This is a genomic window from Paratractidigestivibacter faecalis, assembly GCF_003416765.1.
GTDB classification, from domain to species: domain Bacteria; phylum Actinomycetota; class Coriobacteriia; order Coriobacteriales; family Atopobiaceae; genus Paratractidigestivibacter; species Paratractidigestivibacter faecalis.
On record NZ_QSNG01000001.1, the window covers coordinates 1,967,339 to 1,993,454 of the forward strand.

The following is a 26,116-nucleotide window of genomic DNA, read 5'->3' on the forward strand; positions in this document are numbered from 1 at the left end:
GTGGTGCGTCTGAAAACCTGGTGCCGGAAGTGCGGTGTCCTCATCACTTGCCCGAGCCGTTTGACTGCGTGTTGAGCGCGGACGAGAGGACCTTGCCGGCAACTGCCGCCGCGTATCCCTCGACGTCCGAGCCATCGTTGCCCTCGATGACCACCGAGATGGCCAGGGTGGGCGTGTCAAACGGGGCAAAGCCCATGAAGAACGAGTTGATCTTGCCGCTCTCGATCTGAGCGGTGCCGGTCTTGCCCGCCACCTTCACGCCGCGAATCTGCGCGCGGGTGCCGGTGCCGTGGTCCACGACGTCGGCCATGGCGTCCTTGACCTTGGAGGCGGTGTCGGCGCTTATGGCCTGCCCCAGGGACTTTGCCTGGGTGGTGGAGGTGACGGTGCCCTCGGGGGAGAGCACGTGCTCAACCACGTAGGGGTTCATGACCACGCCGCCGTTGGCGATGGCGGCCGCGGTCACGGCGTTCTGCATGACGGTGAGCTGCGGGCCCGCGGGGCTGGCGTGCTGTCCGACGGGCTGGCCGCAGGCGGACCACGCGGTCTCCCAATCCGTCATCTCGGACGGGTCGGGCATGACGGAGGCCTTGCAGCTGAAGTCCTGGCCCAGCGTCTGGCCAAAGCCAAAGGCGTTGCAGTACTTGACCAGGTTCTTGGCACCCACCTCGACGCCCAGCTGGCCAAAGGCCGTGTTGGACGAGAGGGCGAAGGCCTCCTGCAGCGTGGGGCTGCCGTAGTCGTACTTGCCGTAGTTGTTGATGTCCGCGCCGCCGATTTCGACGGTGGGGCCCGCGTAGACGATATCGTCCAGCTTGGCCGTCGCAGTGTCCAGTGCGGCGGAGAGCGTAATGGCCTTCATGGAGGAGCCCGGGGCGTAGAGGGCCTGCGTGGTGCGGTCCAGAAGCTGGCTGCCGCCGGAGCTCACGATGTCGTCGAGCTGGTCGTACTTGTACGTGGGGCTGGAGGCCTTGGCCAGGACGGCGCCCGTCTTGGGGTCAAGCACCACGATGGCGCCGGTGTAGCCGTCAAGTGCGTTCTCGGCCGCCTGCTGGATCTGCGAGTTGATGGTCAGCTGGACCGTGGAGCCCGCCTGCTGGAGGCCGGCCAGGGAGTATAGGGCGTTCTTCCAACTGGAGTAGTCGGCGTGGCCGGTCAGGGTCTCGTTCATGGTGGACTCTATGCCCGTGGTGCCGTACCTGGTGGAGATGTAGCCCACCGTGTGCGCCGCGAGGGAGCCCTGCGGATAGCTGCGCAGGTAGGTGCCGTCCTCCTGCTGGACGCTCTCGGCCAGGGTGACGCCGTCGGAGGTGATGATGGCGCCGCGCTGCACGTAGGCGCTCTTGGCGATGGTGTGGTTGTTGGACGGCATGCTCTGGATGGCCTCCGCGTCAACCTGCATGACGTACGTCAGGTTGCCGATGAGCGCGGCAAACAGAAGCGAGAAGACCGTGATGAGCGTGGTCAGGCGCTTGCCCAAGGCCACGCGGCCCAGGACGCCGGACTCGGCGGACTGCACGTTGAAGTGGCCGCGGGCGTGCTTGCCGTGGACCACCGCGTCGGCGTGGGCGCCCATGCGGGACTCGGCCCCGGCGGCGGCAATGCGGCCGGCGGCAACGGAGAGCGGGTCGCGCGAGGAGTCCTGGGCGCCAGCGGTCTCTATGAGGGCCTCGCGGCCGGTGGCCTCGTCCCCGGCGCGAAGCAGCAGCGCCACGATGATGAAGCTGGCCAGAAGGGACGTTCCGCCCTGGCTCATGAAGGGCAGGGTGACGCCCGTGAGCGGCAGGAACTTGGTCACGCCGCCCACGATGAGAAACGCCTGGAAGCCCAGGGCGCTCGTGAGGCCCACGGCTGCGAAGGCGGAGGAGTCGGACTTGGCGCGGGCTGCGGTGGCAAAGCCGCGCACGCACAGGAGCAGGAACAGCACCAGCACGGCGGAGGAGCCCAGAAGGCCCATCTCCTCGCCGACGGCAGAGAAGATGAAGTCGGACTCAACCACGGGGATGTAGGTGGGCAGGCCCTTGCCGATGCCCGTGCCCACCAGGCCGCCGTCGGCCAGGGAGTAGAGCGACTGGACGATCTGGTAGCCGCCTCCCTGGGCGTCTGACCACGGGTCAAGCCAGATGTTGATGCGCGTCTGGACGTGGCCGAAGAAGCGGTAGCAGAAGGCGCCGCCCACGGCCAGCAGCAGGAAGCTCACCACGACGTAGCTCACGCGACCCGTGGACACAAACAGCATGATGACGAAGAAGACGAAGAACAGCAGGGCGCTGCCCAGGTCCCTCTCAAAGACGACGAGCAGCAGGCTGATGCCCCACATGATGAGCAGCGGCAGCAGCATGCGGATGCGCGGCACCTTGAAGGGGCCCACCTGGCGCATGGAGACAGAGAGCGCCTCCCTGTTGGCCGCCAGGTAGAAGGCCAGGAAGAGGACGATGAGGATCTTGGCGAACTCTCCCGGCTGGAAGCTGAAGCTGCCGATGCCAACCCACAGTTTGGAGCCGTACTTCTCGGTGCCCACGAGCATGGGGAGCAGCAGAAGCGCCACGCCCACGATGCCCAGCGTGTACTTGTACTCGGCGAGCTTGTCGAGGTTGCGCACCACAAACAGCACGCCCACCATGGCCGCCACGGAGAGGAAGAGCCAGATGACCTGGTTGACCGCATAGGCCTCGTTCAGGCGCGTGAGCATGGTGATGCCCACGCCCGAGAGGACGAAAACTATGGGCAGGATGGCGGGGTCGGCCCCGGGAGCCAGCCACCTGATGGAGATGTGCGCGGCAAGAAACGCCAGGCAGAGCGCTATGGGCACGCCCAGGGTGGAGAGGCTGACCTCAAGCCCCGCGTTCATGACGTACAGGGCGTAGAGGAGAAGGACCGGAACGGCTCCCAGCACCAGCAGAAAGAGCTCGGTGTTGCGGCGGTTGCTGCCGCGCTTCTCGTCCTGGGGCGCAATGGCGGCGCTGGCAGCGGTGAGGGCCGCCTCGGCCTCGGCGCGGCTCAGAACCCTGTGTCTTCTCTTCATGGTCTACTCTCCTCCCTTCTGGGTCTCTGCGGGGGCGCCCTCTGCAGGCGCGGCCTCGGCGTCGGCGGGGACGGGGTTGCCGTCCGAGCCCGCCTGGGCCTCCTCGGCCGTCTGCGCGGCTTTGCTCTTGTCGGCGTCAATCTGGTCGCGGTACTGCGAGATGGTCTCCATGGCCTGGTCCTCGTTGCGGACGCGGATGCCGCGGGCGAGCTGGTCCTGGACGGAGGAGGGCAGGTCCGAGACCTCGACGGAGCTTGTCCCCACGAGGGCGGAGAGGCTTATGCCCAGAAAGTCCCCGTTCATTCCCTGGTAGATGCCCACGGTGTCCCCGTCGGGCGCAAGGTACCACTCGGAGCGGATGAAGAACACGGCGGCAACGGCCACCACGGCCACCAGGGCCGCGAGCACGCCGCCGATGATGGCCGCGCGCTTGCGCAGGTTGGCATGGTTTGCGGCGGCGACGCCGTCGTTTAGCACGTCCACCACGATGACGGTCACGTTGTCGGAGCCGCCCGCGGTGAGGGCGGAGGCAACGAGGTTGTCGGCCGCCTGCTGGGCGGACGCGGCGGAGACGGCCACGGACTCAATGTCCGCGTCGGAGATCATGGACGAGAGGCCGTCGGAGCACACGATGATGCGGTCACCGTTTGCCACCTCGAGCGAGAAGTGGTCCGCGTACATCTCTGGGTCTGAGCCCAGGGCGCGGGTGATGATGGAGCGCGAGGGGTGCACGCGCGCCTCGTCGGCCGTGATCTGGCCGGAGTCCACAAGCTCCTCGACGTAGGAGTGGTCGTGCGTCACACGCACCAGGGTGCCGCGGCGCAGCAGGTAGACGCGGGAGTCTCCCACGTGGCCCACGGCCATCTTGTTGCCCTCGACGAGCACGGCGGAGGCGGTGCAGCCCATGCCGGGCTTGCCGATGCCGTTCTCCGCGCCGTTGATGACGGCGAGGTTGGCGGCCTCGATGGCGGCGCCCAGCAGGGTGTCGTCCGCGGTGCCGGGGGCGTTTCTGCCAATGGTGTCTACGGCGATGGAGCTTGCGACCTCGCCGGCGGCGTGGCCGCCCATGCCGTCGCAGACCGCAAAGAGCGGCGCGCGGAGAAGGAAGGAGTCCTCGTTGTGGCCGCGGACCAGGCCCACGTCGCTGCGGGAGCCCCAGGACAGGTACTGGTTGGATCCCTGGACGGCGTCCGCGCCGGCCCTTCCCTCGACGGGCATCTCGGCCCTGCCGGGGGCGTTGCCAGGCTCCTGGACGGGGGCCGACATGGTCTCGTCGGCCGTCATCCGCGGCTCACCCTCATGATGGTGTCGCCCACCTGCACCTCGTCGTTCTCGCGCAGGGTGACGGGCTGGGCGATGGGGTGGCCGTTGACCATGGTCCCGTTGGTGGAGCCGAGGTCCTCGACGACCAGGGCCGGGCCCTGGATGGTGAAGCGTGCGTGCGTTGACGAGACGTACGGCTCGTCAACGACGATGTCGGAGTTGGGAGAGCGTCCCACCACGACGGGGCCGAGGATGTCCACGTGCAGGCCGCGCAGCTGCCTGGTGCCCTTCTCGACGTCAATGGCCCAGATGGCGGAGTCCCTGCGCTGGCCGCGCACCAGGCCCACGCCGGTGCGCATGACGGCAAACAGGAAGATGTAGAGGACGACGACGAGAAGGACGCGTCCTACAAAGAGGACGAGGTCGATCATCGGTTCTCCCTGAACTCGAGGTTGACGAGGCCGACGGTGATGAGGTCGCCGTCGCGCAGGACGCACTCCTTGACGTCGACGTCGTTGACCAGGGTGCCGTTGGTGGAGTTGAGGTCGGCGATGCGCCAGTCGCGCCCGTCGAAGCGCAGCTCCGCGTGGCGGCGCGAGACGTTGGGGTCGCGCAGGACGATCTGCGCCTGGCTGCGCTCGCGGCCGATGACGGCGGTGGGGGCGCTGCCGGTGAAGGTGCGGCCGGTCTGGCGGTCGATGAGCAGGCAGGACGCCACCTGCTGCTGGGCGGGGCGGGGCTGCGGCATGGGCGCGGCGAGCGGGTCTGCCGCGGGCTGCGGGGCGGCCTGGGCGGCGGCCATGCTGGCGGCGCCGATGGCGGCACCCACGCCGACGCCGCGGTTGGGGTCGACGAGGGGGACGTTCCTGCGCTGGGTCACGGGCACGGGGACGGCCACGGGCTGGGCCGCGGGGCTCACCAGGGGAGCGGCCACGCCGGCGACGGGCATGGGCGTGGACTCGCTGGCGGACGCCACGGGCACGGGCTCGGGCATGGGCGTGTCAAAGTCGAAGGGCATGACGTCCAGGCCGGCGTCGGTGCCAGAGAGGGGCGCCGAGGGGGCCGGAGCGGCGGAGGCAAGCGGCGTGGGGTCGATGCTGCCGGGGCGATAGGCGCCCTTGGGCTGGCCCGCGCGGGGCTGGACCATGGCGGCCGCGCCGCCGACGCTGGAGTTGCCGCCCAGGAAGACGCGCTCCTCCTCGCGCAGGCGCACGAGGGTGCGGGAGTCCACGTTCTCGGCGAAGACGGCGAACTTGCCGGACTTGAGGGACGGGTCGACCATGAAGCGCACCAGCGGCTCTCCCACGAAGGCGTAGCCCTTCTTCTGGGCCTGGGCCGTCACGAAGGCGCTGGTCTCGTAGGTGATCTGCTCGTAGAGCGGGCGCATGAGGGAATCGTCGGACGGGGAGACCAGCACGGTGTAGAGGGCCGGCGCGGTGTCCACGCCGTCGATCTCGTAGGTCTCGTTCTCCATCTCGCGAGCGGCCCGCTTGGCCAGCTTCTTAAACGAGAAGGGCTCGGTGTAGCCCTGGGGGGCCGCACCAAAGACGGAGCTGATGCGCCCCTCGAAGTCATTCAGAAAGCTCATAGTGAGTCCTCGCCTTCCTGGCCCCCGAACAGCGGGCCTCTCAGGACAGTCGCAATGCACAGAAACGCATACAAGAGTAACGCAAGCCCCACGTGGACCCAGTTGGGCGGGGCCCATATACCGCCATTCTCCACTCCGGCAGCCAGGCACTCGGCGGCCAGGAGGACCGCCAGGCCAACGCCCTGGCCAATGATTCCCGAGGTCACGGAGCCCCTCATTGCGATGGCGGAAGAGGCCGCGGCGGCAAGGGCCGCCCCGGCGAGAAGCGCCCAGGAGCCCGGGGACTCGGCCAGCGCCAGGAGCTCCGGGACGGCCTGCTGGGCATAGAAGCCCGTGGCGGCCAGCGTGGGAAACGCCAGCCCGAGCGCGCAGCTCACGGCTCCGGTAACCGCGGCGGGCGCCGGGTCCAGGGCAAAGCCGGCCATGGTGGCGCCGGCCCCGGGGAAGGGCAGACAGCAGGGGAGAAGCGTCGCCGCGCCCGCGAGCTTCTCGCCGTGCCCGGCGTAGAGCCACCAGGCGGCCGCGACGGCGCCGAGGAGCAGCGCCAGCGGGAACGACGCGCTGGTGGCGTGGGACGTTGCCGCCGCAAAGACCGCCGCGGAGAGGGTCAGCGCGCTGCCGACGGGCGGCCAGGCAAGGGCCGCAGCCGTGGCCACGAGGGTTCCCAACAGGACGAAGTCGGACGTGGCTCCCGGAAAGCACGGCAGCGCCAGGCGGATGGCCAGCAGCGTGGCCGCCGCGCTGGTCACGCGCTCGAGCGCCGGGTAGAGCCAGGGGTAGCGCGTCCTCCAGGGGAGGTGGCGCTCGCGCCAGGTGGTCTGCTCGGCCTCGTCGTCCTTCTCGCTTTGGTTGACCAGGTGCTCCAGGGACTCCTGCCCGGCTGCCGGGTCACCCAGGTCGGGGAGAAGCGCGTCCACGAGGTCGTCCACGCAGGCGGTGCGCTCCGAGGCCTGGGGCGCCAGGGCCCGCATGAGGGCGTCCTGGGTGGTGAGGTCTGCCGTGGGGTCGAGCTTGACGAGCGGGTCCTTGGGGCCGTGGAAGATCTTGGTGAGCGAGTCCGCGGCGCGGACGGCCGCAAAGGGGTCCGTGCCGCAGAGCGCCTGCCAGGTCACCACGGCCAGCGAGAAGACGTCGGCGCGCTCGTCCACTAGCATGCCCTGAATCTGCTCGGGAGGCATGTAGCCCACGGTGCCGCCGCGCGCGTCTCCGTAGCCGGCGGCCGAGGCCAGGGTGGCCATGCCAAAGTCGGCGAGCTTAACCGTGCCGCGCCGGTCGACCATTATGTTGGTGGGCTTGATGTCCAGGTGGAGGACGCCGTTCTCATGGGCAAACGCGAGGGCTCGGCCGACAGATGCCACCATGTGGGCGCACTCGTCGTGGCTGAGGGTTCCGCCCTCCACGCGCGAGAGGAGCTCGGCCAGGTTGAGGCCGTCCACGTACTCCATGATGAGGTAGGCGTAGGCCCCCTCCATCTCAAAGTCCAGGACGCTCACTATGTTGGGGTGGGCCAGAAGGCAGGCGGTGCGGGCCTCGCCCAGGGCCTCCTCGGCCGTGGACGCGCTGATGCCGTCGTCCATGTCCAGGACGGGGATGCGCTTGATGGCCACGCGACGCTGCAGGCGGGTGTCCCAGCAGGTGCACACCGTCCCGAAGCCGCCCGTGCCCCTGCGGGCCAGCACGCGGTAGCGGTTGAGGAGCACCTCCTCGGAGGGCTTCTCGGCGGCGCCCAAGGACACCGGCTCTGGCTGTTGGTCTCTCACGGCGCCTCCTTTGTTTGAGCTGCGTTGCGGCCGTGACGGTGGGGACATTCTACCCCAGGTTCCCCATGTCAGAAAAAAGTCTTGCACCGCGTGGGAAGTTTGCGGTATGCTAGCAAAGCACGCGGGCGTGGCGGAATTGGCAGACGCGTACGGTTCAGGTCCGTATGAGAGCAATCTCATGAAGGTTCAAGTCCTTTCGCCCGCACCATGAATTTGAGAGGCCCCCGTCTCCGGTCGGGGGCCTTTTTCTGTGTGGTGGACAAGACCGACAAAGGCCGACGCCCAAGACAAACTCCGTCGCCCGGGGACGTTTCGTTGGCCAAAACGTCCCCGGGCGACGGAGTTTTGCCTCTAAGCCCGGCTGGCCCGCGCCCCGCCCAACGAAAGGCGCCCGGCGAGAAGTGCGTTCTTCTCGCCGGGCGCTTCTGTGTGCTTGGGTGAGCCGCGTGGTGGCTACTTGTCCGAGTCCTCGTCGTCGAAGAGGGACCAGTCGTTGTCGGTCTTCTCGTGCTCGAAGTAGGTCTGCTTGGTCTTGCGCTCCATGACGACGGCGATGACCAGGCAGAGCAGGATGCCTCCGATGACCAGGAAGATGACCCCCGTCTTGTTGGTGAAGAGCCACGTGAAGAAGTCGGAGATAGCCTGCATGAACAGCCTCCCTGGGAGATGGGTGTCTAACGTGCGCATCTAACAAGTATATACTGTATCCCAGCTGTGCCGCTCCGGCGCACGGCGCCAGAAGCAAGTACCCAGAGCTGAGGAGAGTCAAGATGCTCGACATCAAGTTCGTTCGCGAGAACCCCGACCTTGTGGACAAGGCCTGCGAGTCCCGCCAGAACGCTCACTGGGACCGCGAGAAGTTCTTTGAGCTTGACGAGGAGCGCCGCTCCGTCATCGCCGAGGTCGAGGCGCTCCAGGCGGCCCGCAACAGCGCCTCCAAGGAGATTGGCCAGCTGATGCGCGAGGGCAAGAAGGAGGAGGCCGAGGCCAAGAAGGCCGAGGTCGCCGCCAACAAGGAGCGCATCGCCACGCTGGACGACCGTCGCGACGCCGTGGAGAAGGAGCTCTTTGACCTCGTCGCCGCCATCCCCAACATCCCGCACGAGGACGTCCCTTACGGCAAGGACGACTCCGACAACCCCGAGGTGCGCCGCTGGGGTACCCCGCGCGAGTTTGACTTTGAGCCCAAGGCCCACTGGGACCTTGGTCCCGAGCTGGGCATCATTGACTTCGACCGCGGCGTGAAGCTTGCCGGCACCCGCTTCTACCTGCTGGGCGGCATGGGCGCCCGCATGGAGCGCGCGCTCATCAACTTCTTCATCGACATGCACAACAAGGCCGGCTTCAAGGAGTGGTGGCCCCCCGTCATCACCAACCACGACAGCCTGTTTGGCACCGGCCAGCTGCCCAAGTTCGACGAGGACCTCTACCACGTGCAGCCTGACCTCTACCTCATCCCCACGGCCGAGGTCCAGCTGACCAACATCCACCGGGACGAGGTGCTCGACGGCTCCAAGCTGCCGCTCATGTACACCGCCTTCACCCCGTGCTTCCGCGAGGAGGCTGGCTCTGCCGGCCGCGACACCCGTGGCATCATCCGCGTCCACGAGTTCGACAAGGTCGAGATGGTCAAGTTCGCCAAGCCCGAGGACTCCATGAACCAGCTCGAGTCCATGGTGGCCGAGGCCGAGCTGTGCCTGCAGACCCTGGGCCTTCCGTACCACGTGGTTACCCTCTGCACCGGCGACATTGGCTTCAGTGCCACCAAGTGCTACGACATCGAGGTCTGGCTGCCCAGCTACAACAACTACAAGGAGATCTCCAGCTGCTCCAACTGCTGGGACTTCCAGGCCCGTCGCGCCAACATCAAGTACCGCGACCCGTCCGAGTTCAAGGGTACCCGCTACGTGCACACCCTCAACGGCTCTGGCCTGGCCGTCGGCCGCACCATGGCTGCCATCATCGAGAACTACCAGAACGAGGACGGCACCATCACCGTGCCGGAGGCCCTGCGCCCCTACATGGGCGGCATCGAGGTCATCACCCCCGAGGAGTAGCTCTTCTCGCCTGATTTGAACGGAAGCCGGCGGCCCGTTGCGGCGGCCGGCTTCCTTGTGTATGGGGGCGCGTCGCCGGAGACACGGCGCCGGAACCGCCCGAGAGCACCGCAAAGGAGCAACATGCAACGCACTTCTCGCCAGCTGATGGGGAAGTTCCTCTCTTACTACAAGGGCCAGGTGGGCCTGTTTGTGGCGGACATAGCCTGCTCGCTGGCCGTGGCCGGCATTGACCTGGCCTTCCCGCAGATCCTGCGTACCTGCACCCGAGGCATCTTTGGCGAGGGCGCCGACGCCATCATGGGCGCCCTCGTCTACCTGGCCGTTGGCCTGGTGCTCATGTACCTGGTGCGCTTTGGCTGCCGCTACTTTGTGTGCTTCTGGGGCCACGTCATGGGCGCTCGCATGGAGAGCCGCATGCGCGAGGACCTCTTTGACGCCTACGAGCGCATGAGCTTCTCGTTCTTTGACCGCAACAAGTCGGGCGACCTCATGAGCCGTCTGGTCTCGGACCTCTTTGACATCGCCGAGACGGCCCACCACGGCCCGGAGTTCCTCATCATTGGCGTGGTGGAGATCGTGGGCTCCTTTGTGATCCTGGGCTCCATCAACGCCACGCTCACGCTGGTGCTGGTCGTCATCTGCGCCGTGCTCATTGCCTACAACGCGTGGGCCAACCTGCGCATGAAGGCCGTCTTTGCCGAGAACCGCATCAAGATCTCCGGCGTGAACTCCCGCCTGGAGGACTCGCTGGCCGGCTCTCGTGTGGTCAAGAGCTTTGCGGCCGAAGACCTGGAGCGCCGCAAGTTCCGTGACTCCAACGACGCCTACCTGGACTCCAAGACGCGCATGTACCGGGCCATGGGCCAGTACCAGGCCGCGATCTCGGCCATGATGGGCGGGCTCAACACGGTCATCCTGGTCATGGGTGGCTGGCTCATTGCCAAGGGGCAGATGGAGGCCTCCGACCTGGCTACCTACGCGCTCTACATCAGCATGTTCACCACCCCCATCACCAACATCCTCAACTTCACCGAGACCTTCCAGAAGGCCATCGCCGGCTTCCGCCGCTTCTGCGACGTGCTGGACACTCGCCCCGACATCGAGGACAAGCCGGGTGCGCCGGACCTTGCCGTGAGCGAGGGCGCCATCTGCTACCAGAACGTGCGCTTTGCCTACGCCGGTGGCGAGGGAGACGTCATCCGTGGGCTTGACCTGGACATTCGCCCTGGCGAGACCATCGCTTTGGTGGGCCCCTCGGGTGGCGGCAAGTCCACCACCTGCAGCCTGCTGCCGCGCTTCTACGACGTGCGCGAGGGCTCCATCACCATCGACGGCCAGGACGTGCGCGACGTCACGCAGAAGAGCCTGCGCCAGAGCATTGGCCTGGTGCAGCAGGACGTCTACCTGTTTGACGGCACCATTGCCGAGAACATTGCCTACGGACGGCCGGACGCCAGTGCCCAGGAGATTCGCGACGCGGCCAGGAGGGCCAACATCGCCGACTTCATCGAGGGGCTGCCCGACGGCTACGAGACCCGCGTGGGCGAGCGCGGCGCCCGTCTCTCCGGCGGTCAGAAGCAGCGCATCGCCATCGCGCGCGTCTTCCTCAAGAACCCGCCGATCCTGATCTTTGACGAGGCCACCTCTGCCCTGGACAACGAGTCCGAGCGCGCGGTGCAGGCGTCTTTATCCGAGCTTGCGCAGGGCAGGACGACGCTGGTCATCGCGCACCGCCTCTCCACCATCAAGAACGCCGACGAGATTGTGACCATGGAGAACGGCCGGGTCTCCGAGCGTGGCACGCACGAGGAGCTTCTCGCCAAGAACGGGACGTACGCGCGCTACTACCGTATGCAGTTCGCGGAGGGGGAGACCGAGGCCCGCTAGCCGGTCTCGCTTGCGTATACTTGCAGCATGTCCGTTGAGGGCCGCCACAGGCAAGGGCGGTCCCGCAGTGCCCCAGGGCGCCTGACGGGAAGAGAGCACATGGCCAAGAAGTATGAGATAGCACGCATCCAGAAGGGCGCCCTTAACGCCGACGAGGCTGAGGCGCTGTTTGCAAAGGTAGACGAGACGGGCCACACCGACGAGGAGCGCGCCCGCCGCGAGCGTCGCCACCGCAAGGAGAAGGGCACGTCCGTCGACGTGGACCCGCTTGCCGGCGACGACCCGTCCGGTTCCAACGTCGAGAAGGTCATTGCCCGCACGGCCGTGGGCTTTGTGCTGCTGTTCCTGGTTGGTGTCGTTGTCTTCCAGGTGGGCTTTGGCGTCATCCGTCGCGCCAACACGGCAAACCTCTCCGAGAACGCCAATGTCCGCACCGTGGCCTCCGCGCTGCGAGGCGGCGTGGAGTGGGGCAACGGCTTCACGCAGTTCCCCGAGGACTTCTCCGTTCAGGAGGCTGACGAGAATACGGGCCGCATCGAGGTCACCGTCACGGACACCAGCTCTGAGAAGGCCCTCGAGTGCTTTGCCGGCTCTCAGGTGCAGGCCACGGCCTTTGCCGTGAACGCCCTGCTCAACCCCAAGATCAACACCGTTGTCTACCACGTCAACGTGCACATGAGCGCTGATGGCGAGATCGAGCGCACGCGCCTCTTTGGCTTCCTCAAGCCTACGGGTGACGTCACGTCCTACATGACGTTCGTGTGGACCAAGACGCAGTCCGCCAACGGCGGCGTCAACTTTGGCTGCACTATCACGGGCATCAACGACGCCATCCAGGACGAGATTCGCGACCAGATCACGACGTCCTTCACGCCGGTCCAGATTCTGACAGGCAAGTAGGCCAACCTCACATATATGTAGGGTCACGAGGGGCGCGGAGCTTCGGCTTTGCGCCCCTTTTTGCGTCGTGAGAAGTTTCGGTTGGTAAATGTTAATGAAAACGGGCTTGGCCGTCCGTCTGCGCCTGCTGAACTTCGCCCTCCGTGGGGTTTCAAGTATGATGGGGAGCAACTGGCACGAGGGGGCAGGAGGGCCGCTGTGAAGTGCAACAACTGTGGGGCAGAAATCTCTGACGAGGCGCGCTTCTGCGAGAAGTGCGGTGCGCCGGTGAGTTCCGATGCCGCGCCGGACCCTGCCGCCGGCGAGGCCATTCCCGCGCCCAAGCCGCTTGAGCAGCCGCTCTCTGCCGGTGCCGTTCCCTTTGTGCCCATGGCTCCCGCGCCGCGCGCAATGCCTCGCTCCATGAGGGCGCCGAGGCCCTACGAGCCGCGCCCGGGCTTCTCGCCCGCGCAGCCGGGGACGAGCAAGCCCAAGCGGGCCTCTTCGCTGGCAGACCTTGCGGCGCAGGTTCCTCCCGCACCCGACCCGGAGCTTCCGCGCGAGCAGCGCGAGGATGAGGCGGCTCTCGCGACGGATCAGGCAACCTGGGACAAGTATCCCGCAGCCAATGCCGGGACCGACCTTTCTTCCGAGGAGGAGGCGCGCGACGCCCGCCGCCGCGAGCGCGAGGAGGAGCAGCGCCGTCGCAAGGAGGCCAGGGAGCAGCGCGCCCAGGCCAAGCGCGAGGAGCGGGAGCGTCGCGAGGCCGAGCGTGCGGCGGCCGCAGCCGAGCGAGCTGCCGCTGTGGAAGCCGACCGCCTTGCGGCCGAGCAGGCCCTTGCGCCCGAAGCCGAGGAGCCGGCCGCGCCTGTCGACCCCAATGCAACCGCGCAGCTCAGGATGCCCGCTGCCCAGAGCGCGTCCGTTGCCGCCCCTGCCAGGCCGGGGGTTTCTCGCCGCACGATTGCCGCCATTGCGGCGGTTGTGGTCATTGCCATAGTTGGCGTGGTGGCCGTTGGCGCCATGAACCGTCCGGCCCAGGCGCCCACGGAGGCTCCGGGCCAGACCACCCCCAAGGGCGAAGCTGGCGATGCTAGCTCCGACCCCACCGACGGCGGAAACGACGCGACGGACTCCGTGGTCGTGAAGTCCTCCGTGGAGGACTACAGCTGGGACGAGCTCTCCGAGCTCTCCGCCCAGATTGCCTCTGCAGACAGCGACTCCGCTGCCATGGAGATTGCCAAGAAGCACAACCTGTGCACCGCCTCGGGCAAGCTCGACGGCAAGCAGACCAAGAAGCTGCAGTTCAGCGATGGCAAGACCGTGACCATGCGCATCGTAGGCTTCCGTCAGGACGATTGCGCGGACGGCTCCGGCAAGGCCGGCATCACCATGATCTCGGAGGACGCCGCGGCAACGCACTATGTCTCTCAGACGGGGACCTACTCCGGCTGGGAGGGCAGCGAGCTTCGCGCCTGGATGAACGACACCCTGCTGTCCGAGCTGCCCGACGAGGTCTCCTCCAAGGTTGTCGAGGTCTCCAAGAAGACAGTTGGCTACGAGTCCGCGACTGCCACGTCCGTGAGCGACAAGCTGTGGGTGCCCTCGTTCTCCGAAGTGGTGGGCAAGCTGACCGCAGGCATGAAGCGCTCTGACTCCTACGTTGCCGAGGGCGACCAGTACCAGCTCTTCTCGGACGAGGGCGTCCAGTGGGGTGGCGCCTACTCCATCCTGGGTACCAAGGGCTCGGACGCCTATTGGTGGCTGCGCTCCATCGACCCGCTCAACGCCCAGTACTACCTCTGCGTGAGCGAGTCCGGCGAGCCCTGGTACTCTCACCTGCCTGCCACCGAGCACGCCATCCTCATGGGCTTCTGTCTCTAGGCGAGAAGCGCCTCTCGCCGGCGGCTCCCCGCCTCGCCACGCGCTAACAAAAGGTCAACCTCGCAGACAAAAGACGAGGTTAACGGTACTGTGACGAGTTCCCAAGCCGTCTGGCCGGAAGCCTTGCCTCGCGTATACTGAAGACCGAATGGCGATAAACGCGCGTCACGCAAAAGCGTCGCGCAAACGGGAGGAGCGTCTTATGGCAGACCAGCCGCTGGTTGGCATCATCATGGGTTCCAAGTCCGACCTGCCCACCATGGAGGCGTGCACCAAGCAGCTCGAGGAGCTGGGCGTGCCGTACGAGCTGGTCATTGCCAGCGCCCACCGCAACCCTGCGAAGGTCCACGAGTGGGCCTCCACCGCTGCGGACCGCGGCCTCAAGGTCATCATCGCTGCAGCCGGCAAGGCTGCCCACTTGGGCGGAGTCGTTGCCGCCTATACTCCGCTGCCCATCATCGGCGTGCCCATGAAGACCTCTGACCTGGGCGGCCTTGACTCCCTGCTTTCCATGGTCCAGATGCCCTCCGGCGTCCCGGTGGCCTGCGTGGCCATCAACGGTGCAAAGAATGCGGCCATCTACGCCACCCAGATCTTGGGCGCCACGCTGCCCGAGTACCGCCAGAAGATGGTGGACTTCAAGCAGCAGATGGCTGAGGCCTAGCCCATGGCGTCCCACTTCAAGGAGCCCGAGGAGAGGCCCCGCCGCGGTCGGGACGCTGCGGCCGGCGCCCACACGCCGGTGAGCACGCCTGCGCATCGCGGCGGCGACGAGTCCTACCACGCTCCGGTCGGAAACCCCCACGCGGCCGCCAACGCCGGGCGCGCGGCCCAGGGCTTTGTGCCGGTGACCTCGGCCAACGCCGACGCGGGCTCTTCTCGTCATGGAAGGCGCACGGACCCGTACGACCTCTCTGGCCGGCGCGAGAACAACCCCAAGCGTCGTCGCAACCGCATCATCTCCGGCGTCCTGTTTGCGCTGGGCGTCATCCTCATCCTTGTGGCGGCCGGCATGTGGGGCTACAACCAGTGGCAGTACCACGAGCAGGACCAGATCAACGAGAAGCTCGCCGCGTACGCCACCATCGACCCCAAGGGCAGCGAGGCGCCCGTGGTTGACTGGGCGTCCCTCAAGGCGGTCAACCAGGATGTGGTCGGCTGGGTCCAGATTCCCAACACGGTGGTCAACTTCCCTGTCTACCAGGGCGCGGACAACGACGAGTACCTCCACACCAACGCGGAGGGCAGTTACTCGCTGGGCGGCCAGATCTTCCTTGACGCAGAGAACGCCGCGCCGGGCATGCAGGACGCCCAGTCCATCATCTACGGCCACCACCTGCGCAACGGTGCCATGTTCAAGCCCATCGCCGACATGGAGAACCAGGAGTACTTTGACTCCGTGAGCACCGTCTGGTACGTCACGGAGGACGCAAACTACGAGCTGGAGCCCCTCATGCTCTACAAAACGGACGAGAACGACGCCAACGTCCGCCAGTTCTCCTTTGCCTCTGACGACGACTTCCATACCTACCTGGCGGGCCTTCTGGGCAAGGCCGTGGCCAAGCGCTCCGACGCCGACGCGCTCATAGCCGGCGCGGACAAGGTTCTCACGCTCTGCACCTGCAACTACACCAACAACGAGACGGGCCGCACCATCCTGGTCTGCGTGCCCAAGGCCTCCGCCGCCGCGGACGCCGCCGCAACGTCCAACTAGCCCCCAAGAGAGGAACGAGCTTCGTGACAAGCAACGTCGAGAAGTACGTCCGCCCGTCGGCCCCAGCCGCCCAGGACGCTCCCGAGCCCGACGACAAGCTCCATGAGGAGTGCGGCGTCTTTGGCGTCTGGGCACCCGGCCGCGACGTGGCCCGCATCACCTACTTTGGCCTGCGGGCCCTGCAGCACCGCGGCCAGGACTCCGCCGGCATCGCCGTGGGCGACGGCAAGACCGTCCTCGTCCGCAAGGACCTGGGCCTGGTTACGCAGGTCTTCACCGACGCGGATCTCTCCGCCATGCCTGGCAAGGTGGCCTGCGGCCACTGCCGCTACGGCACGGCGGGCGCCAAGGGCTGGGAGTCCGCGCAGCCACACCTCTCCATGATCAACGACGTGATCATTGCCCTGGCCCACAACGGCACGCTGGTCAACTTTGACTCCCTGCGCCACGAGCTCATCGAGATGGGTATTCCCTTCAGGTCAAACACCGACTCCGAGGTGGCCGCCAAGCTCATCGGCTACTTCACCCAGCGCGGGCACCGCCTGCGCACGGGCATCGCGCACACGATGCGCATGCTCGAGGGCGGCTACGCCATGGTCCTGGTGCGCGAGAACGCCCTCTACGCTTTCCGCGACCCGCACGGCATCCGCCCGCTGGTCCTGGGCAAGCTGGACGACGGCGCCGGCTGGGTCGTGGCCAGCGAGACGTGCGCGCTGGACATTGCCGGCGCCACCTACGTGCGTGAGGTTGCCCCCGGGGAGATCATCCGCATCTCCGACGATGGCTTTCGCTCCGAGATGGGCTGCCGCCCGCGCACCCCGGCCAACTGCATCTTTGAGCACGTCTACTTCTCGCGTCCTGACTCCGTCAAGGATGGCAGCTCCATCTACCTGGTGCGTCACAACATGGGCCGCCGCCTTGCGCAGGAGACTCCCGTCGACGCCGACCTGGTCATCTCCGTGCCCGACTCCGGCACGCCGGCGGCCGAGGGATTTGCGGAGGAGTCCGGCATTCCCTACGGCACGGGCCTCATCAAGAACCGCTACGTGGCCCGCACCTTCATTGCCCCCACGCAGGAGCTGCGCGAGATGGGCGTGCGCCTCAAGCTCAACGCGCTGGCAGACGTCGTGCGCGGCAAGCGCCTGGTCATGGTGGACGACTCCATCGTCCGCGGCACCACGTCCGCGCAGATCGTGCGCCTGCTCAAGGAGGCCGGCGCCACGGAGGTCCACGTGCGCAGCGCCAGTCCCATGGTCACCTGGCCGTGCTTCTACGGCATCGACACGGCTGACCAGGACCAGCTCATTGCCGCAAACATGACGCTGGAGGAGATCCGCGACCACATTGGCGCGGATTCCGTGGGCTTCCTCTCGCTGGAGGGCCTCATGGCCTGCGTGCCTGAGGGGGTGGGCTACTGCAAGGCCTGCTTCAACGGCGAGTACCCCGTCGCCATCCCGCGCACGTTCTACGAGGAGAAGTTCCTCCCCGGCTACGAGCCCAACAACCTGAACCCGGTGAGCGCCGAGTCCAAGATGAACCTCGAAGACGTCCTCAACCTTGAAGAGAAGGAGAACTAGCATGGCTGACCAGCCCAAGCACGTGACCTACGCCGACGCCGGCGTTGATGTGGACGAGGGTGCCCGCGCTGTCGACTGCATCAAGGACGCAGTCAAGGCCACCAACCGCCCCGAGGTCATCGGCGGCCTCGGCGGATTCGGAAGCTGCTTCTCCATGAAGGGCTTCAAGGACATGGAGGACCCGGTGCTGGTCTCTGGCACCGACGGCGTGGGCACCAAGCTGGCCATTGCCCAGCTGCTCGACCGCCACGACACGGTGGGCGAGGACCTCGTGGCCATGTGCGTGGACGACGTGGTGCCCATCGGCGCCGAGCCCCTCTTCTTCCTGGACTACGTGGCCATCGGCAAGCTGCGCGCGGAGCACGTGGCCCAGATCGTGGCGGGCATTGCCGAGGGCTGCAAGAAGTCCGGCTGCGCCCTGGTGGGCGGAGAGATGGCCGAGCATCCCGGCGTCATGAATCCCGATGACTACGACCTGGCCGGCTTTGTGGTGGGCGTCGTCGACCGCCCCAAGATGATCGGGCCCGAGAAGGTCAAGGTGGGTGACGTCATCCTCGGCCTGCCCAGCTCCGGCATCCACTCCAACGGCTACTCCCTGGTGCGTAAGGTCGCCATCGAGGGCAAGACCGTCGAGGAGCTCAACGAGCCCCTGGCAGAGCTGGGCGGAGAGAGCCTGGCCGACGCCGTCCTGCGCCCCACGACCATCTACGCGGGCGGTCTTGTTCGCGCGCTCAAGGCCGGCGCCCCCATTCACGCCATGGCCCACATCACCGGCGGCGGCATCACCGAGAACCTCAACCGCGCCCTGCCGGCTGACGTTGACGCCGTGGTCTACCGCGGCGGCGAGGACGGTCCCGCCTGGGACATGCCGCCCGTCATCCCGTACATGGTCAAGGCCGCCGGCCTCACCTCGGACGAGGCCTACAAGACCTTCAACATGGGCGTCGGCATGAGCATCATCTGCTCTCCGGAGGACAAGGACGAGGTCGTGGCCAAGCTCGAGGCCGAGGGCTTCAAGCCGTTCGTGATGGGCGAGTGCGTGCCGGGCGAGGGCAAGGTGACCTATCGATGAGCCACTGGAGCTGCGAGGGCGGCGTCTGTCGCCTTGTTGAGGATGACGAGAAGCCCGTGGAGGCTGCTGCGTCCCAGGCGGAGCCTCTGACCATCGGCGTCCTCATCAGCGGAAGCGGCACCAACCTCCAGGCGCTTATCGACCGCATTTCCGACGGCAGCCTGAACGCGCGCATTGGCCTGGTGGTGAGCTCGCGCCCGAGCGCCTACGGCCTCAAGCGCGCCGAGGCCGCCGGCATCCAGACGCTGACCCTCAGCAAGGAGATCTACGCCGACCCCATTGCCGCCGACGAGGTCATTGCCGCCGAGCTCAAAGCCCATGGCTGTCAGTATGTCATCATGGCCGGCTACATGCGCATGGTGCACGAGCCTCTGCTGGCGAGCTTTCCCAACCGCGTGGTCAACATCCACCCGGCGCTGCTGCCCAGCTTCAAGGGCGCGCACGCCATCCAGGACGCCTTTGACTACGGCGTCAAGGTGACGGGCGTGACCGTCCACTTTGCCGACGACAAGTACGACTGCGGCCCCATCATCGCCCAGCGCGCGCTGACGGTGGAGGAGGGCTGGGACGTGGACGAGCTCGAGGCCCACATCCACCAGATCGAGCACGAGCTCTACCCCGAGGTGGTGGGTCTTCTCGCCGCCGGACGCGTTCACGTAGGGGAGAACGGCAAGGTCTCGGTAGACCCGCGGTAGGGACACTCCAATTCATCTTGTGCGCAACACCGGCCCAGGCCATTCTTGGGCCGGTGTTTTTGCCGTCCACCGCACAGTCCGTATGGAGTGCGGAATTGATGGCGCCGACTTGTCTATGGACATGTACAGTACAACTTATGTTGTACAAGACCCGCGCGAGTGAGAAGAACGACATGTGCCCCCCTTCCGAGGACGTCACAAAGATTGCGACAAGCGAAAGTTCCGTGCGTCAGCCCTTTGCCCCGACGGCGGCTGACCTCCTCATGCCGGGACTCAGCATGTCGAGCGCAACCCCAAAGCACGTCCAGCTCGCCGACCTTCTCCGCGAGAAGATTTACTCAAAGCAGTGGGCGGTCTCCAGTCGTATTCCGTCAGAGCATGACCTGATGTCACTGTTTGGCGTATCGCGCGGAACCGTTCGCCGGGCAATCAAGTCGCTTGTTGACGAGGGCCTTCTGGTGCAAAGGCACGGGCGGGGGACCTTTGTCGCCAAGCCCGAGATAACGCATCCTGCGGGGATGAGACCGCTCTCCTTTGCGGAGTCGCTCAGGCAGCAGGGAAAGGACTACGTCACGCACGTCATAGAGAGGCGCGTGACCAAGGCGCCCGCCGACGTTGCCCGCGAGCTTGGCCTTGAGACCACCGACAACGTCCTTCTGCTCCGTCGCCTTCGAACGGTGGACGGTGAGCCCGTCCTTTGTCAGGAGAGCTGGTCCAACCTCAGGGCCTGTCCCGGCCTTGACGAGGTCGACTATGCTACTACATCAATGTTTGATGCCGTAGAGATGTGCTCTGGCAAGAAGATCAGGTACTCTGACATGCGCTATCGTGCACGCGTGGCAGGCAAGGAGCACGGCCGCATGCTGGGGTGCGAAGAGTCTGCCGCAGTGCTGGTGCTCGAGCAGAACATCCACCTGGAGAACGGCGTCGCCATCGAGTGGAGCAGCACCTGGCTCACGCCGGGGCAGGCCATCGTGAGCAAGGCCTACCAGCCGGAGTAGCCGTCTGATTGGGTACACCAATGAACGATGGGCTCCCGTTTATGGATGGTTTGATACCGTTCGCCGCTTGTCTTCACGTTTCCAGCAAAAACTTGTCCACTGACCGCTATACAAGTTCTTGTTCACACTGAACTGAACAAGTTGGTGTGCAGATTTGCCGGGAAGCTGGCCGAAAGGCCGCACAAGACAAGAGGTGCCATATGGAGAAGTTCAAGCTCAGGAAGCCGTTCTTTGTCGTCAACCCCAAGTCCTATCTGTATGGCGAGGAGATCTACAAGCTTGCCAAGAAGACGGACGAGCTCTGCGAGAAGTACGACTTTGACTGCCTGTTCACCGCGCAGCTCATCGACCTTCCCAAGATCATCGCCGACTGCCCGCATCTCGTTCCCTGCGCGCAGTTCATGGAGAGCCTGAAGCCGGGCCGTGGCATGGGCCACGTCCTGCCCGAGGCTCTGGCCGCCGCCGGCGTCAAGGCCACCTTCCTCAACCACGCCGAGAACCCCATGACCGTTCACGAGCTGGCTGCCACCATCGCCCGCGCCAACGAGGTCGGCATCCTGACCGTCGTCTGCGCTGACTCCGTCGAGGAGGGCAAGGCCATCGCCGAGCTTCACCCCGACGTAATGGTCTGCGAGCTCACCAGCCTCATCGGCACCGGCCAGGTCGCCGGCGAGGACTACATGCGCGGCTCCACCGAGGCCGTCAAGGCCGTCTCCCCCGAGACCCAGGTCCTGCAGGCCGCTGGCATCCACAACGGCGCCAACGTCTACGACGCCATCAAGTACGGCGCCGACGGCACGGGCGGCACCTCCGGCATCGTTGCCGCCGAGGACCCCTTCGCCACGCTGGACGAGATGTTCGAGGCCCTGGACCGTGCCCGCACCGACTTCTGCAAGGAGGACTAGCAGATGACTGTCTACAAGGGTCAGATTACCGTTGACACCCTCGCCGGCAAGCCCACCTACATCGACGTGACCAAGGGCGTTGCCGACATCGTCGCCGAGTCCGGCGTCAAGGAGGGCATCGTTACCGTCATCTCCGCTCACACCACCTGTGCGGTCTTCTCCGAAGAGTATGACCACGACACCACCCCGACGGGTGACACCTTCCTGCAGGCCGACCTCTCTGACGGCCTGAACAAGATCTTCCCCGAGCAGCACGACTGGAGCACCTACCGCTACCCGGGCCTGGATCACTTCGAGGAGGTCGAGTCCTGGCCGAGCGCGGCGTCCTACCTGCCTGGTGGCGACCGCACCATGCTCTGGAACGGCGACGCCCACCTGCGCTCCACCATCGTCGGTGGCAACCAGACCTTCGAGGTTGCCGACGGCAAGCTCCAGATGAACGGCCTGGCCAGCATCTTTTTCGTTGACTACGACCGCACTCGCGAGCGCACCCGCAAGGTTCGCGTTATCGTTGTTGGAGAGTAGACCTTCTCGCCAATGAGCAAGGTCCCAAATCAAGGCGCGGCTCGTCCGCGCGACTAGGAGGAATGATTCAAATGGCAAACGGTAAGAAGCGCATCATGTTCGCTTGCGGCTCTGGCATCTGCACCTCCACCGCCGTCCGCAAGAAGGTCGAGGCCATGCTCGACGAGAACGGCTACAAGGGCCAGTACGAGATCACCCAGTACAAGATCTCCGAGTGCCCCGCTCAGTCCGTGAACTACGACTTCCTGGTGGCCACCACCATGGCTCCCGCCGGCCTCAAGTGCCCCTACGTCAACGGCATCCCCTACCTCACCGGTCGCGGCACCGATGTCCCCAACAAGGCCATCCTGGAGCTCATGGCTGCCGAGTAGGCATCCAACCTCAGCGGATTCTCGGCGAGCTGAAAGCTAGCCGTCGAGTCAAAAAGTGTCTTTAGCTGTTCAGAGTTTCGTAACGTACACAAGGAGAGCAAGGAAAGAAAGGAAGTAAGGTCACATGGACGCAATCCTTAGTGTCTTCTCCTTCATTCAGGGCCTGGGCGTCTCCGTTATGATGCCGATCCTCCTGACTATTCTTGGCTGCTGCTTTGGTGCGGGCTTCGGCAAGAGCCTTCGTGCTGGCCTCACGGTCGGCATCGGCTTCATCGGCCTGAACCTCGTCATCAACAGCCTTCTGGGAACCACGCTTGCCCCGGCAGCCTCCGACATGGTCGCTCGCTTCGGCCTGTCCCTGACCACGGTTGACGTCGGCTGGCCCGCCGCTGCCGCCATCGCCATGGGCTCCAACGTCGGCATGCTCATCATCCCGCTCGGCCTCGTCGTCAACATCGTGATGCTGCTCACCAACACCACGCAGACCGTCGACGTCGACATCTGGGACTACTGGCACTTCGCCTTCACCGGTGCCCTCGTTGCCATCGTCACCGACAACATCATGATGGGCTTCGCTGCCGCCATCATCAACATGATCATCATCATGGTCCTCGGCGACTACACCGCTCCGCTGGTTGAGGAGTCCCTCTCCATGCCCGGCGTGTCCCTGCCTCACGGCTTCACCACCGCTTACGCTCCTATCGCCATGCTCTTCAACTGGATCTTCGACAAGATCCCCGGCATCCGCGACATCGATGTCAACACCGACATGCTTCAGGAGAAGTTCGGCGTCTTCGGTGAGCCCATGATCATCGGCACCGTCATCGGCCTCGTCATCGGCGTCCTCGCCGGCTACGACGTCACCGGTGTCCTCCAGCTCGCCGTCTCCCTGGGCGCCGTCCTGGTCCTCATCCCGCGTATGGCCTCCCTGCTCATGGAGGGCCTGCTGCCCGTCTCCGACGCTGCCTCTGACTTCGTCGAGAAGCGCTTCTCCAACCGCGGCAAGATCTACATCGGTCTTGACTCCGCCGTCGGCGTTGGCCACCCCGTTACGCTGGCCATCTCCTTCGTCCTGGTCCCGCTGTGCATCTTCCTGGCCGTCCTGCTTCCTGGCAACACGGTCCTGCCCTTCGCTGACCTCGCCGTCATCCCCTGGATGTTCGTCCTGATCACCCCGTGCGTGCACAACAACGGCTTCCGCGGCATCATCATCGGCATCATTGTCCTGGCCATCGGCCTCTACATTGCTACCGACCTTGCTCCGCTCATCACCACCGCTGCTGCCAACGTGCAGTTCGACATGGGCGGTGCTGCTCAGATTTCCTCCATCTGCGACGGTGCTAACCCGCTGACCTGGGTCATCGTCCGTGCTTCCAGCTTCCTGGGTATCGCTGGCCTTGGCATCACCGGTGTCATCGCCATCATCCTGGCCCTCTGGAACCGCAAGCGCATCCTCAAGGAGGCCGCTGAGCTCCACGAGGCTGAGGCTGCTGAGGAGAGCGCCAACTAGGCACAGCCTCCCCATGCTCTGACAGATAGACACTACTTGCTATAACCGCATGGGGTCCGTATCAGTCTTGGTGCGGACCCCATTTATGAGAGGCAACAATGGAGTCGAAGACCTACACGTACCAGGAGCCGTACTTCACCATGGAAGTGAAGGCCGAGGGAGCCTTCTGCGTTCTGATCTTCTTCGCATGCGCCTGGCTGATCTACACCAACGCATACAACATGTGGGGCCTGTACGTCGTCTTCGCCGTTGCTGCGCTCTACCAGGTGTGGAACACCTTTGTGGCACGCTGCTATGCGCACTCGGTCACCCTTTCCGACGACCAGATCAGCTTCGAGCTCTTTGGAAAAGCCCAGAGCTACAAGCTCTCTGATCTCCACGAGTTCCGCGTCCGCGAGTATCCCTCGTCGGGAAAGATGTACCTGCGCGTTGGCGACCACAACGCACTGCATGGCCGCTTCTGGCTCTCCACCAAGACCTTCACCGATGGCCAGGAGCTCTTCGGTCGCCTTCGCGACCTCGAGTACGAGATTCACCCGGACACCCTCAAGGCACGCGCGCGCCGTACCAACGAGGAGTACGTGAAGACGTTCGGCTACGGACGTCATAAGCAGAAGTCCCAGAACAGGAGCCGCGTGCTCAAGGCGGTCCTTACGGGCAAAGGCGATACGCTCACAAGAAAGTCGAGGGAGAAGTAGATGTTCGAGAAGGAAAAGCAGCAGATGCTGGACTATGCGCTCAAGATGGACCGCTATGGTCTCATCGCGCTGTCCGGCGGCAACCTGAGCTGGCGCATGCCCTCCGGCGAGGTTATCGTCACCCCGTCCGGCATGATTTACGACGAGATGGTCGCTGACGACATGCTCGTCGTCGACCTCGACGGCAACATCATCGAGGGCACGCGCAAGGCGTCCGTCGACACCGAGGCCCTGCTCTACATCTACAAGAACATGCCCAAGGTCAACGCCGTCATCCACACCCACCAGCCCTACGCCACCGGTCTTGGCCTGGTCATGGACGAGATTCCCTGCAACCTCTCCACGCTTGCCAATGCCACCGAGGGCCCGGTCAACGTGGCTGCCTACGGCGACCCTGGCAACCTCGCCATGGGCGTCGAGGCCGTCAAGGCAATCGGCGACCGTCTCGCCGTCGTCCTCAAGCACCACGGCGTCATCGCCGTCGGCCGCGACCTACGCCAGGCGCTCTTTGCCTGCGTCTACCTCGAGGAGGCCTGCAAGACCATCCAGGTTGCCCTTTCCACTGGCCTGCCGATGGCAACCATGACGCAGGAGCAGATCGACGAGGCCGTTGCCGTCTTCCACCGCTATGGCCAGGTCACCCTCAACGAGCGCGACGCCGCCGAGGCCGCAAAGAACAACTAACAGGCGGCGGTCCGGCCCGCACCTGCGGTGGCACGGCGGGCCGGGCCGTTTGCTCTTATCGCCAGCAAGGACATGAGAAGGGAAACCAAATGATCGTCAACCTCCGAGACATCTGCGCCATCGCCGAGCAGAAGAACATGGCCATCGCCTCGTTCAACGTGCCGAGCCTCGAGGCCACCCGCGCCGCCCTGGACGCTGCCGAGGAGACCGGCTATCCGGTCATTCTCTCCCACGCCGAGGGTCACGACGCCTTTACGCCGCTCGATGCCATGGGCCCGACCATGGTTGCCCTGGCCGAGCGCTCCAGCGCCATGGTCTGCGTGCACCTCGACCACTGCGAGAACCTCTCCTACATGCGTCGTGCCCTCGAGATGGGCTTCACCGGTGCCATGTACGACGGCTCCATGGAGCCCTATGAGGTCAACATTGAGAACTCCCAGCGTGCCGCCGACATGTGCGCCAGCTTTGACTGCGGCCTTGAGTGCGAGCTCGGCAGCATGGGCACCCGCGAGAATGGCGTCGGTCACGAGAACGACCACGTCTCCGAGGCCGTCTACACCGACCCCGAGCAGGCCGACGAGTTCATCAAGGAGACTGGCCTTGACATCCTGGCCTGCTCCTTCGGCACCGTCCACGGCATCTACAAGGGCGAGCCGCACCTCAACTTCGACGTCCTGACCGAGATCCGCAAGCGCAACAACGTGCCCCTGGTCATGCACGGCGGCTCCGGCGTCTCCGACGACGACTACCGCAAGGCCATCGACGCCGGCATCCGCAAGATCAACTACTACACCTACGGCGTGAAGTACGCCGGCGAGGCCGTCCAGCAGGTCATTGCCGACTTCAAGTCCAAGAACGCCGACGCCAACGTCTACTGGCACGACATGACCATGGCAGCCTACCAGCGCCTCTACGAGGACTTCACCTCCGTCATCAAGGTCTTCGCCAACGGCGCCGACCCCGTGGCTTAGCGATTCTGCCACCTGCCAGCACAAGGCCTTTGCCCACCAAAACCCGA

The 26,116-nt window shown here is 65.5% G+C and carries 23 protein-coding genes and 1 tRNA gene; 18 read left to right on the forward strand and 6 right to left on the reverse strand.

Features of this window, described 5'->3' with window-relative positions; translation table 11 throughout:
• Window positions 1-43: 43 nt before the first annotated feature.
• From DXV50_RS08825 to DXV50_RS08845, 5 genes are read right to left on the reverse strand one after another with little or no spacing between them, the layout of a single operon-like run.
• Window positions 44-3,025, reverse strand: a complete 2,982-nt coding sequence (locus tag DXV50_RS08825; protein WP_117205828.1) for an FtsW/RodA/SpoVE family cell cycle protein — start codon at window positions 3,023-3,025, stop codon at window positions 44-46.
• A gap of 3 nt (window positions 3,026-3,028) precedes the next feature.
• Complete coding sequence (locus DXV50_RS08830) at window positions 3,029-4,309, reverse strand: Stp1/IreP family PP2C-type Ser/Thr phosphatase (protein WP_117205829.1); 1,281 nt, start codon at window positions 4,307-4,309, stop codon at window positions 3,029-3,031.
• Window positions 4,306-4,719: an FHA domain-containing protein gene (locus tag DXV50_RS08835; protein WP_117205830.1), complete on the reverse strand. Its 414-nt coding sequence runs from the start codon at window positions 4,717-4,719 to the stop codon at window positions 4,306-4,308. The genes DXV50_RS08830 and DXV50_RS08835 overlap by 4 nt, the downstream gene beginning before the upstream one ends.
• Window positions 4,716-5,876, reverse strand: a complete 1,161-nt coding sequence (locus DXV50_RS08840) for an FhaA domain-containing protein (RefSeq protein WP_117205831.1) — start codon at window positions 5,874-5,876, stop codon at window positions 4,716-4,718. Before DXV50_RS08840 ends, DXV50_RS08835 begins: the two co-directional genes overlap by 4 nt.
• Window positions 5,873-7,636: a serine/threonine-protein kinase gene (locus DXV50_RS08845; RefSeq protein WP_232817502.1), complete on the reverse strand. Its 1,764-nt coding sequence runs from the start codon at window positions 7,634-7,636 to the stop codon at window positions 5,873-5,875. The genes DXV50_RS08840 and DXV50_RS08845 overlap by 4 nt, the downstream gene beginning before the upstream one ends.
• Window positions 7,637-7,757: 121 nt before the next feature.
• Here DXV50_RS08845 and DXV50_RS08850 point away from each other — a divergent pair.
• Window positions 7,758-7,844: transfer RNA gene (locus DXV50_RS08850), tRNA-Leu, on the forward strand.
• 245 nt (window positions 7,845-8,089) lie between these two features.
• On the opposite strand, the gene DXV50_RS08855 is transcribed toward DXV50_RS08850, so the two are convergent.
• Window positions 8,090-8,284, reverse strand: coding sequence for a DUF6724 family protein (locus DXV50_RS08855; RefSeq protein ID WP_117205833.1), 195 nt, complete (start codon window positions 8,282-8,284; stop codon window positions 8,090-8,092).
• 122 nt (window positions 8,285-8,406) lie between these two features.
• On the opposite strand from DXV50_RS08855, the gene serS reads away from it, so the two are divergent.
• The 17 genes from serS to DXV50_RS08940 all read left to right on the forward strand — a co-directional run bounded on the left by serS (window position 8,407) and on the right by DXV50_RS08940 (window position 26,069).
• Window positions 8,407-9,693 carry a serine--tRNA ligase gene (serS, locus tag DXV50_RS08860; protein ID WP_117205834.1) on the forward strand — a complete coding sequence of 429 codons (1,287 nt, stop codon included), beginning with the start codon at window positions 8,407-8,409 and terminating at the stop codon, window positions 9,691-9,693.
• 123 nt (window positions 9,694-9,816) lie between these two features.
• Window positions 9,817-11,583 carry an ABC transporter ATP-binding protein gene (locus tag DXV50_RS08865; protein ID WP_117205835.1) on the forward strand — a complete coding sequence of 589 codons (1,767 nt, stop codon included), beginning with the start codon at window positions 9,817-9,819 and terminating at the stop codon, window positions 11,581-11,583.
• A 99-nt stretch (window positions 11,584-11,682) separates the two neighbouring features.
• On the forward strand, window positions 11,683-12,483 hold the full coding sequence (locus DXV50_RS08870; protein ID WP_198666453.1) for a hypothetical protein: 801 nt from the start codon (window positions 11,683-11,685) through the stop codon (window positions 12,481-12,483).
• Between the two features lie 198 nt (window positions 12,484-12,681).
• Complete coding sequence (locus DXV50_RS08875) at window positions 12,682-14,346, forward strand: DUF6273 domain-containing protein (RefSeq protein WP_157967001.1); 1,665 nt, start codon at window positions 12,682-12,684, stop codon at window positions 14,344-14,346.
• 202 nt (window positions 14,347-14,548) lie between these two features.
• The gene (gene purE, locus DXV50_RS08880; protein ID WP_117205837.1) at window positions 14,549-15,010 is read left to right on the forward strand and encodes a 5-(carboxyamino)imidazole ribonucleotide mutase; all 462 of its coding nucleotides are present in this window, start codon (window positions 14,549-14,551) and stop codon (window positions 15,008-15,010) included.
• 3 nt (window positions 15,011-15,013) lie between these two features.
• Window positions 15,014-16,060, forward strand: a complete 1,047-nt coding sequence (gene srtB, locus DXV50_RS08885; RefSeq protein ID WP_117205838.1) for a class B sortase — start codon at window positions 15,014-15,016, stop codon at window positions 16,058-16,060.
• 23 nt (window positions 16,061-16,083) lie between these two features.
• Window positions 16,084-17,637 carry an amidophosphoribosyltransferase gene (gene purF / locus DXV50_RS08890; RefSeq protein ID WP_117205839.1) on the forward strand — a complete coding sequence of 518 codons (1,554 nt, stop codon included), beginning with the start codon at window positions 16,084-16,086 and terminating at the stop codon, window positions 17,635-17,637.
• A gap of 1 nt (window position 17,638) precedes the next feature.
• The gene (gene purM / locus DXV50_RS08895; protein WP_117205840.1) at window positions 17,639-18,709 is read left to right on the forward strand and encodes a phosphoribosylformylglycinamidine cyclo-ligase; all 1,071 of its coding nucleotides are present in this window, start codon (window positions 17,639-17,641) and stop codon (window positions 18,707-18,709) included.
• Entirely contained in the window at window positions 18,706-19,404 is a 699-nt protein-coding gene (gene purN / locus DXV50_RS08900; RefSeq protein ID WP_117205841.1) for a phosphoribosylglycinamide formyltransferase, read from the forward strand. Before purM ends, purN begins: the two co-directional genes overlap by 4 nt.
• Window positions 19,405-19,577: 173 nt before the next feature.
• Window positions 19,578-20,405 carry a GntR family transcriptional regulator gene (locus DXV50_RS08905; RefSeq protein ID WP_232817503.1) on the forward strand — a complete coding sequence of 276 codons (828 nt, stop codon included), beginning with the start codon at window positions 19,578-19,580 and terminating at the stop codon, window positions 20,403-20,405.
• Between the two features lie 200 nt (window positions 20,406-20,605).
• The gene (locus DXV50_RS08910) at window positions 20,606-21,310 is read left to right on the forward strand and encodes a triose-phosphate isomerase (RefSeq protein ID WP_117205842.1); all 705 of its coding nucleotides are present in this window, start codon (window positions 20,606-20,608) and stop codon (window positions 21,308-21,310) included.
• Between the two features lie 3 nt (window positions 21,311-21,313).
• Complete coding sequence (locus tag DXV50_RS08915; RefSeq protein ID WP_117205843.1) at window positions 21,314-21,835, forward strand: YjbQ family protein; 522 nt, start codon at window positions 21,314-21,316, stop codon at window positions 21,833-21,835.
• 71 nt (window positions 21,836-21,906) lie between these two features.
• Window positions 21,907-22,206, forward strand: a complete 300-nt coding sequence (locus DXV50_RS08920) for a PTS sugar transporter subunit IIB (RefSeq protein WP_117205844.1) — start codon at window positions 21,907-21,909, stop codon at window positions 22,204-22,206.
• A gap of 124 nt (window positions 22,207-22,330) precedes the next feature.
• A complete protein-coding gene (locus DXV50_RS08925; protein ID WP_117205845.1) occupies window positions 22,331-23,716 on the forward strand; it encodes a PTS galactitol transporter subunit IIC in 1,386 nt (461 codons plus the stop codon).
• A 98-nt stretch (window positions 23,717-23,814) separates the two neighbouring features.
• Window positions 23,815-24,414: a hypothetical protein gene (locus DXV50_RS08930; protein ID WP_117205846.1), complete on the forward strand. Its 600-nt coding sequence runs from the start codon at window positions 23,815-23,817 to the stop codon at window positions 24,412-24,414.
• Window positions 24,415-25,098 (forward strand): class II aldolase/adducin family protein, encoded by a 684-nt coding sequence (locus DXV50_RS08935; RefSeq protein WP_117205847.1) that lies wholly within the window; start codon window positions 24,415-24,417, stop codon window positions 25,096-25,098.
• Window positions 25,099-25,187: 89 nt separating this feature from the next.
• Window positions 25,188-26,069 (forward strand): class II fructose-bisphosphate aldolase, encoded by an 882-nt coding sequence (locus tag DXV50_RS08940; RefSeq protein ID WP_117205848.1) that lies wholly within the window; start codon window positions 25,188-25,190, stop codon window positions 26,067-26,069.
• Window positions 26,070-26,116: the final 47 nt, after the last annotated feature.

Bases quoted from the DNA above. Each gene is read 5' to 3' on its own strand.
- DXV50_RS08825 (WP_117205828.1), bottom strand. From the start codon at position 3,025: ATGAAGAGAAGACACAGGGTTCTGAGCCGCGCCGAGGCCGAGGCGGCC.
- DXV50_RS08830 (WP_117205829.1), bottom strand. From the start codon at position 4,309: ATGACGGCCGACGAGACCATGTCGGCCCCCGTCCAGGAGCCTGGCAAC.
- DXV50_RS08835 (WP_117205830.1), bottom strand. From the start codon at position 4,719: ATGATCGACCTCGTCCTCTTTGTAGGACGCGTCCTTCTCGTCGTCGTC.
- DXV50_RS08840 (WP_117205831.1), bottom strand. From the start codon at position 5,876: ATGAGCTTTCTGAATGACTTCGAGGGGCGCATCAGCTCCGTCTTTGGT.
- DXV50_RS08855 (WP_117205833.1), bottom strand. From the start codon at position 8,284: ATGCAGGCTATCTCCGACTTCTTCACGTGGCTCTTCACCAACAAGACG.
- serS (WP_117205834.1), top strand. From the start codon at position 8,407: ATGCTCGACATCAAGTTCGTTCGCGAGAACCCCGACCTTGTGGACAAG.
- DXV50_RS08865 (WP_117205835.1), top strand. From the start codon at position 9,817: ATGCAACGCACTTCTCGCCAGCTGATGGGGAAGTTCCTCTCTTACTAC.
- DXV50_RS08870 (WP_198666453.1), top strand. From the start codon at position 11,683: ATGGCCAAGAAGTATGAGATAGCACGCATCCAGAAGGGCGCCCTTAAC.
- purE (WP_117205837.1), top strand. From the start codon at position 14,549: ATGGCAGACCAGCCGCTGGTTGGCATCATCATGGGTTCCAAGTCCGAC.
- srtB (WP_117205838.1), top strand. From the start codon at position 15,014: ATGGCGTCCCACTTCAAGGAGCCCGAGGAGAGGCCCCGCCGCGGTCGG.
- purM (WP_117205840.1), top strand. From the start codon at position 17,639: ATGGCTGACCAGCCCAAGCACGTGACCTACGCCGACGCCGGCGTTGAT.
- purN (WP_117205841.1), top strand. From the start codon at position 18,706: ATGAGCCACTGGAGCTGCGAGGGCGGCGTCTGTCGCCTTGTTGAGGAT.
- DXV50_RS08905 (WP_232817503.1), top strand. From the start codon at position 19,578: ATGTGCCCCCCTTCCGAGGACGTCACAAAGATTGCGACAAGCGAAAGT.
- DXV50_RS08910 (WP_117205842.1), top strand. From the start codon at position 20,606: ATGGAGAAGTTCAAGCTCAGGAAGCCGTTCTTTGTCGTCAACCCCAAG.
- DXV50_RS08915 (WP_117205843.1), top strand. From the start codon at position 21,314: ATGACTGTCTACAAGGGTCAGATTACCGTTGACACCCTCGCCGGCAAG.
- DXV50_RS08920 (WP_117205844.1), top strand. From the start codon at position 21,907: ATGGCAAACGGTAAGAAGCGCATCATGTTCGCTTGCGGCTCTGGCATC.
- DXV50_RS08925 (WP_117205845.1), top strand. From the start codon at position 22,331: ATGGACGCAATCCTTAGTGTCTTCTCCTTCATTCAGGGCCTGGGCGTC.
- DXV50_RS08930 (WP_117205846.1), top strand. From the start codon at position 23,815: ATGGAGTCGAAGACCTACACGTACCAGGAGCCGTACTTCACCATGGAA.
- DXV50_RS08935 (WP_117205847.1), top strand. From the start codon at position 24,415: ATGTTCGAGAAGGAAAAGCAGCAGATGCTGGACTATGCGCTCAAGATG.
- DXV50_RS08940 (WP_117205848.1), top strand. From the start codon at position 25,188: ATGATCGTCAACCTCCGAGACATCTGCGCCATCGCCGAGCAGAAGAAC.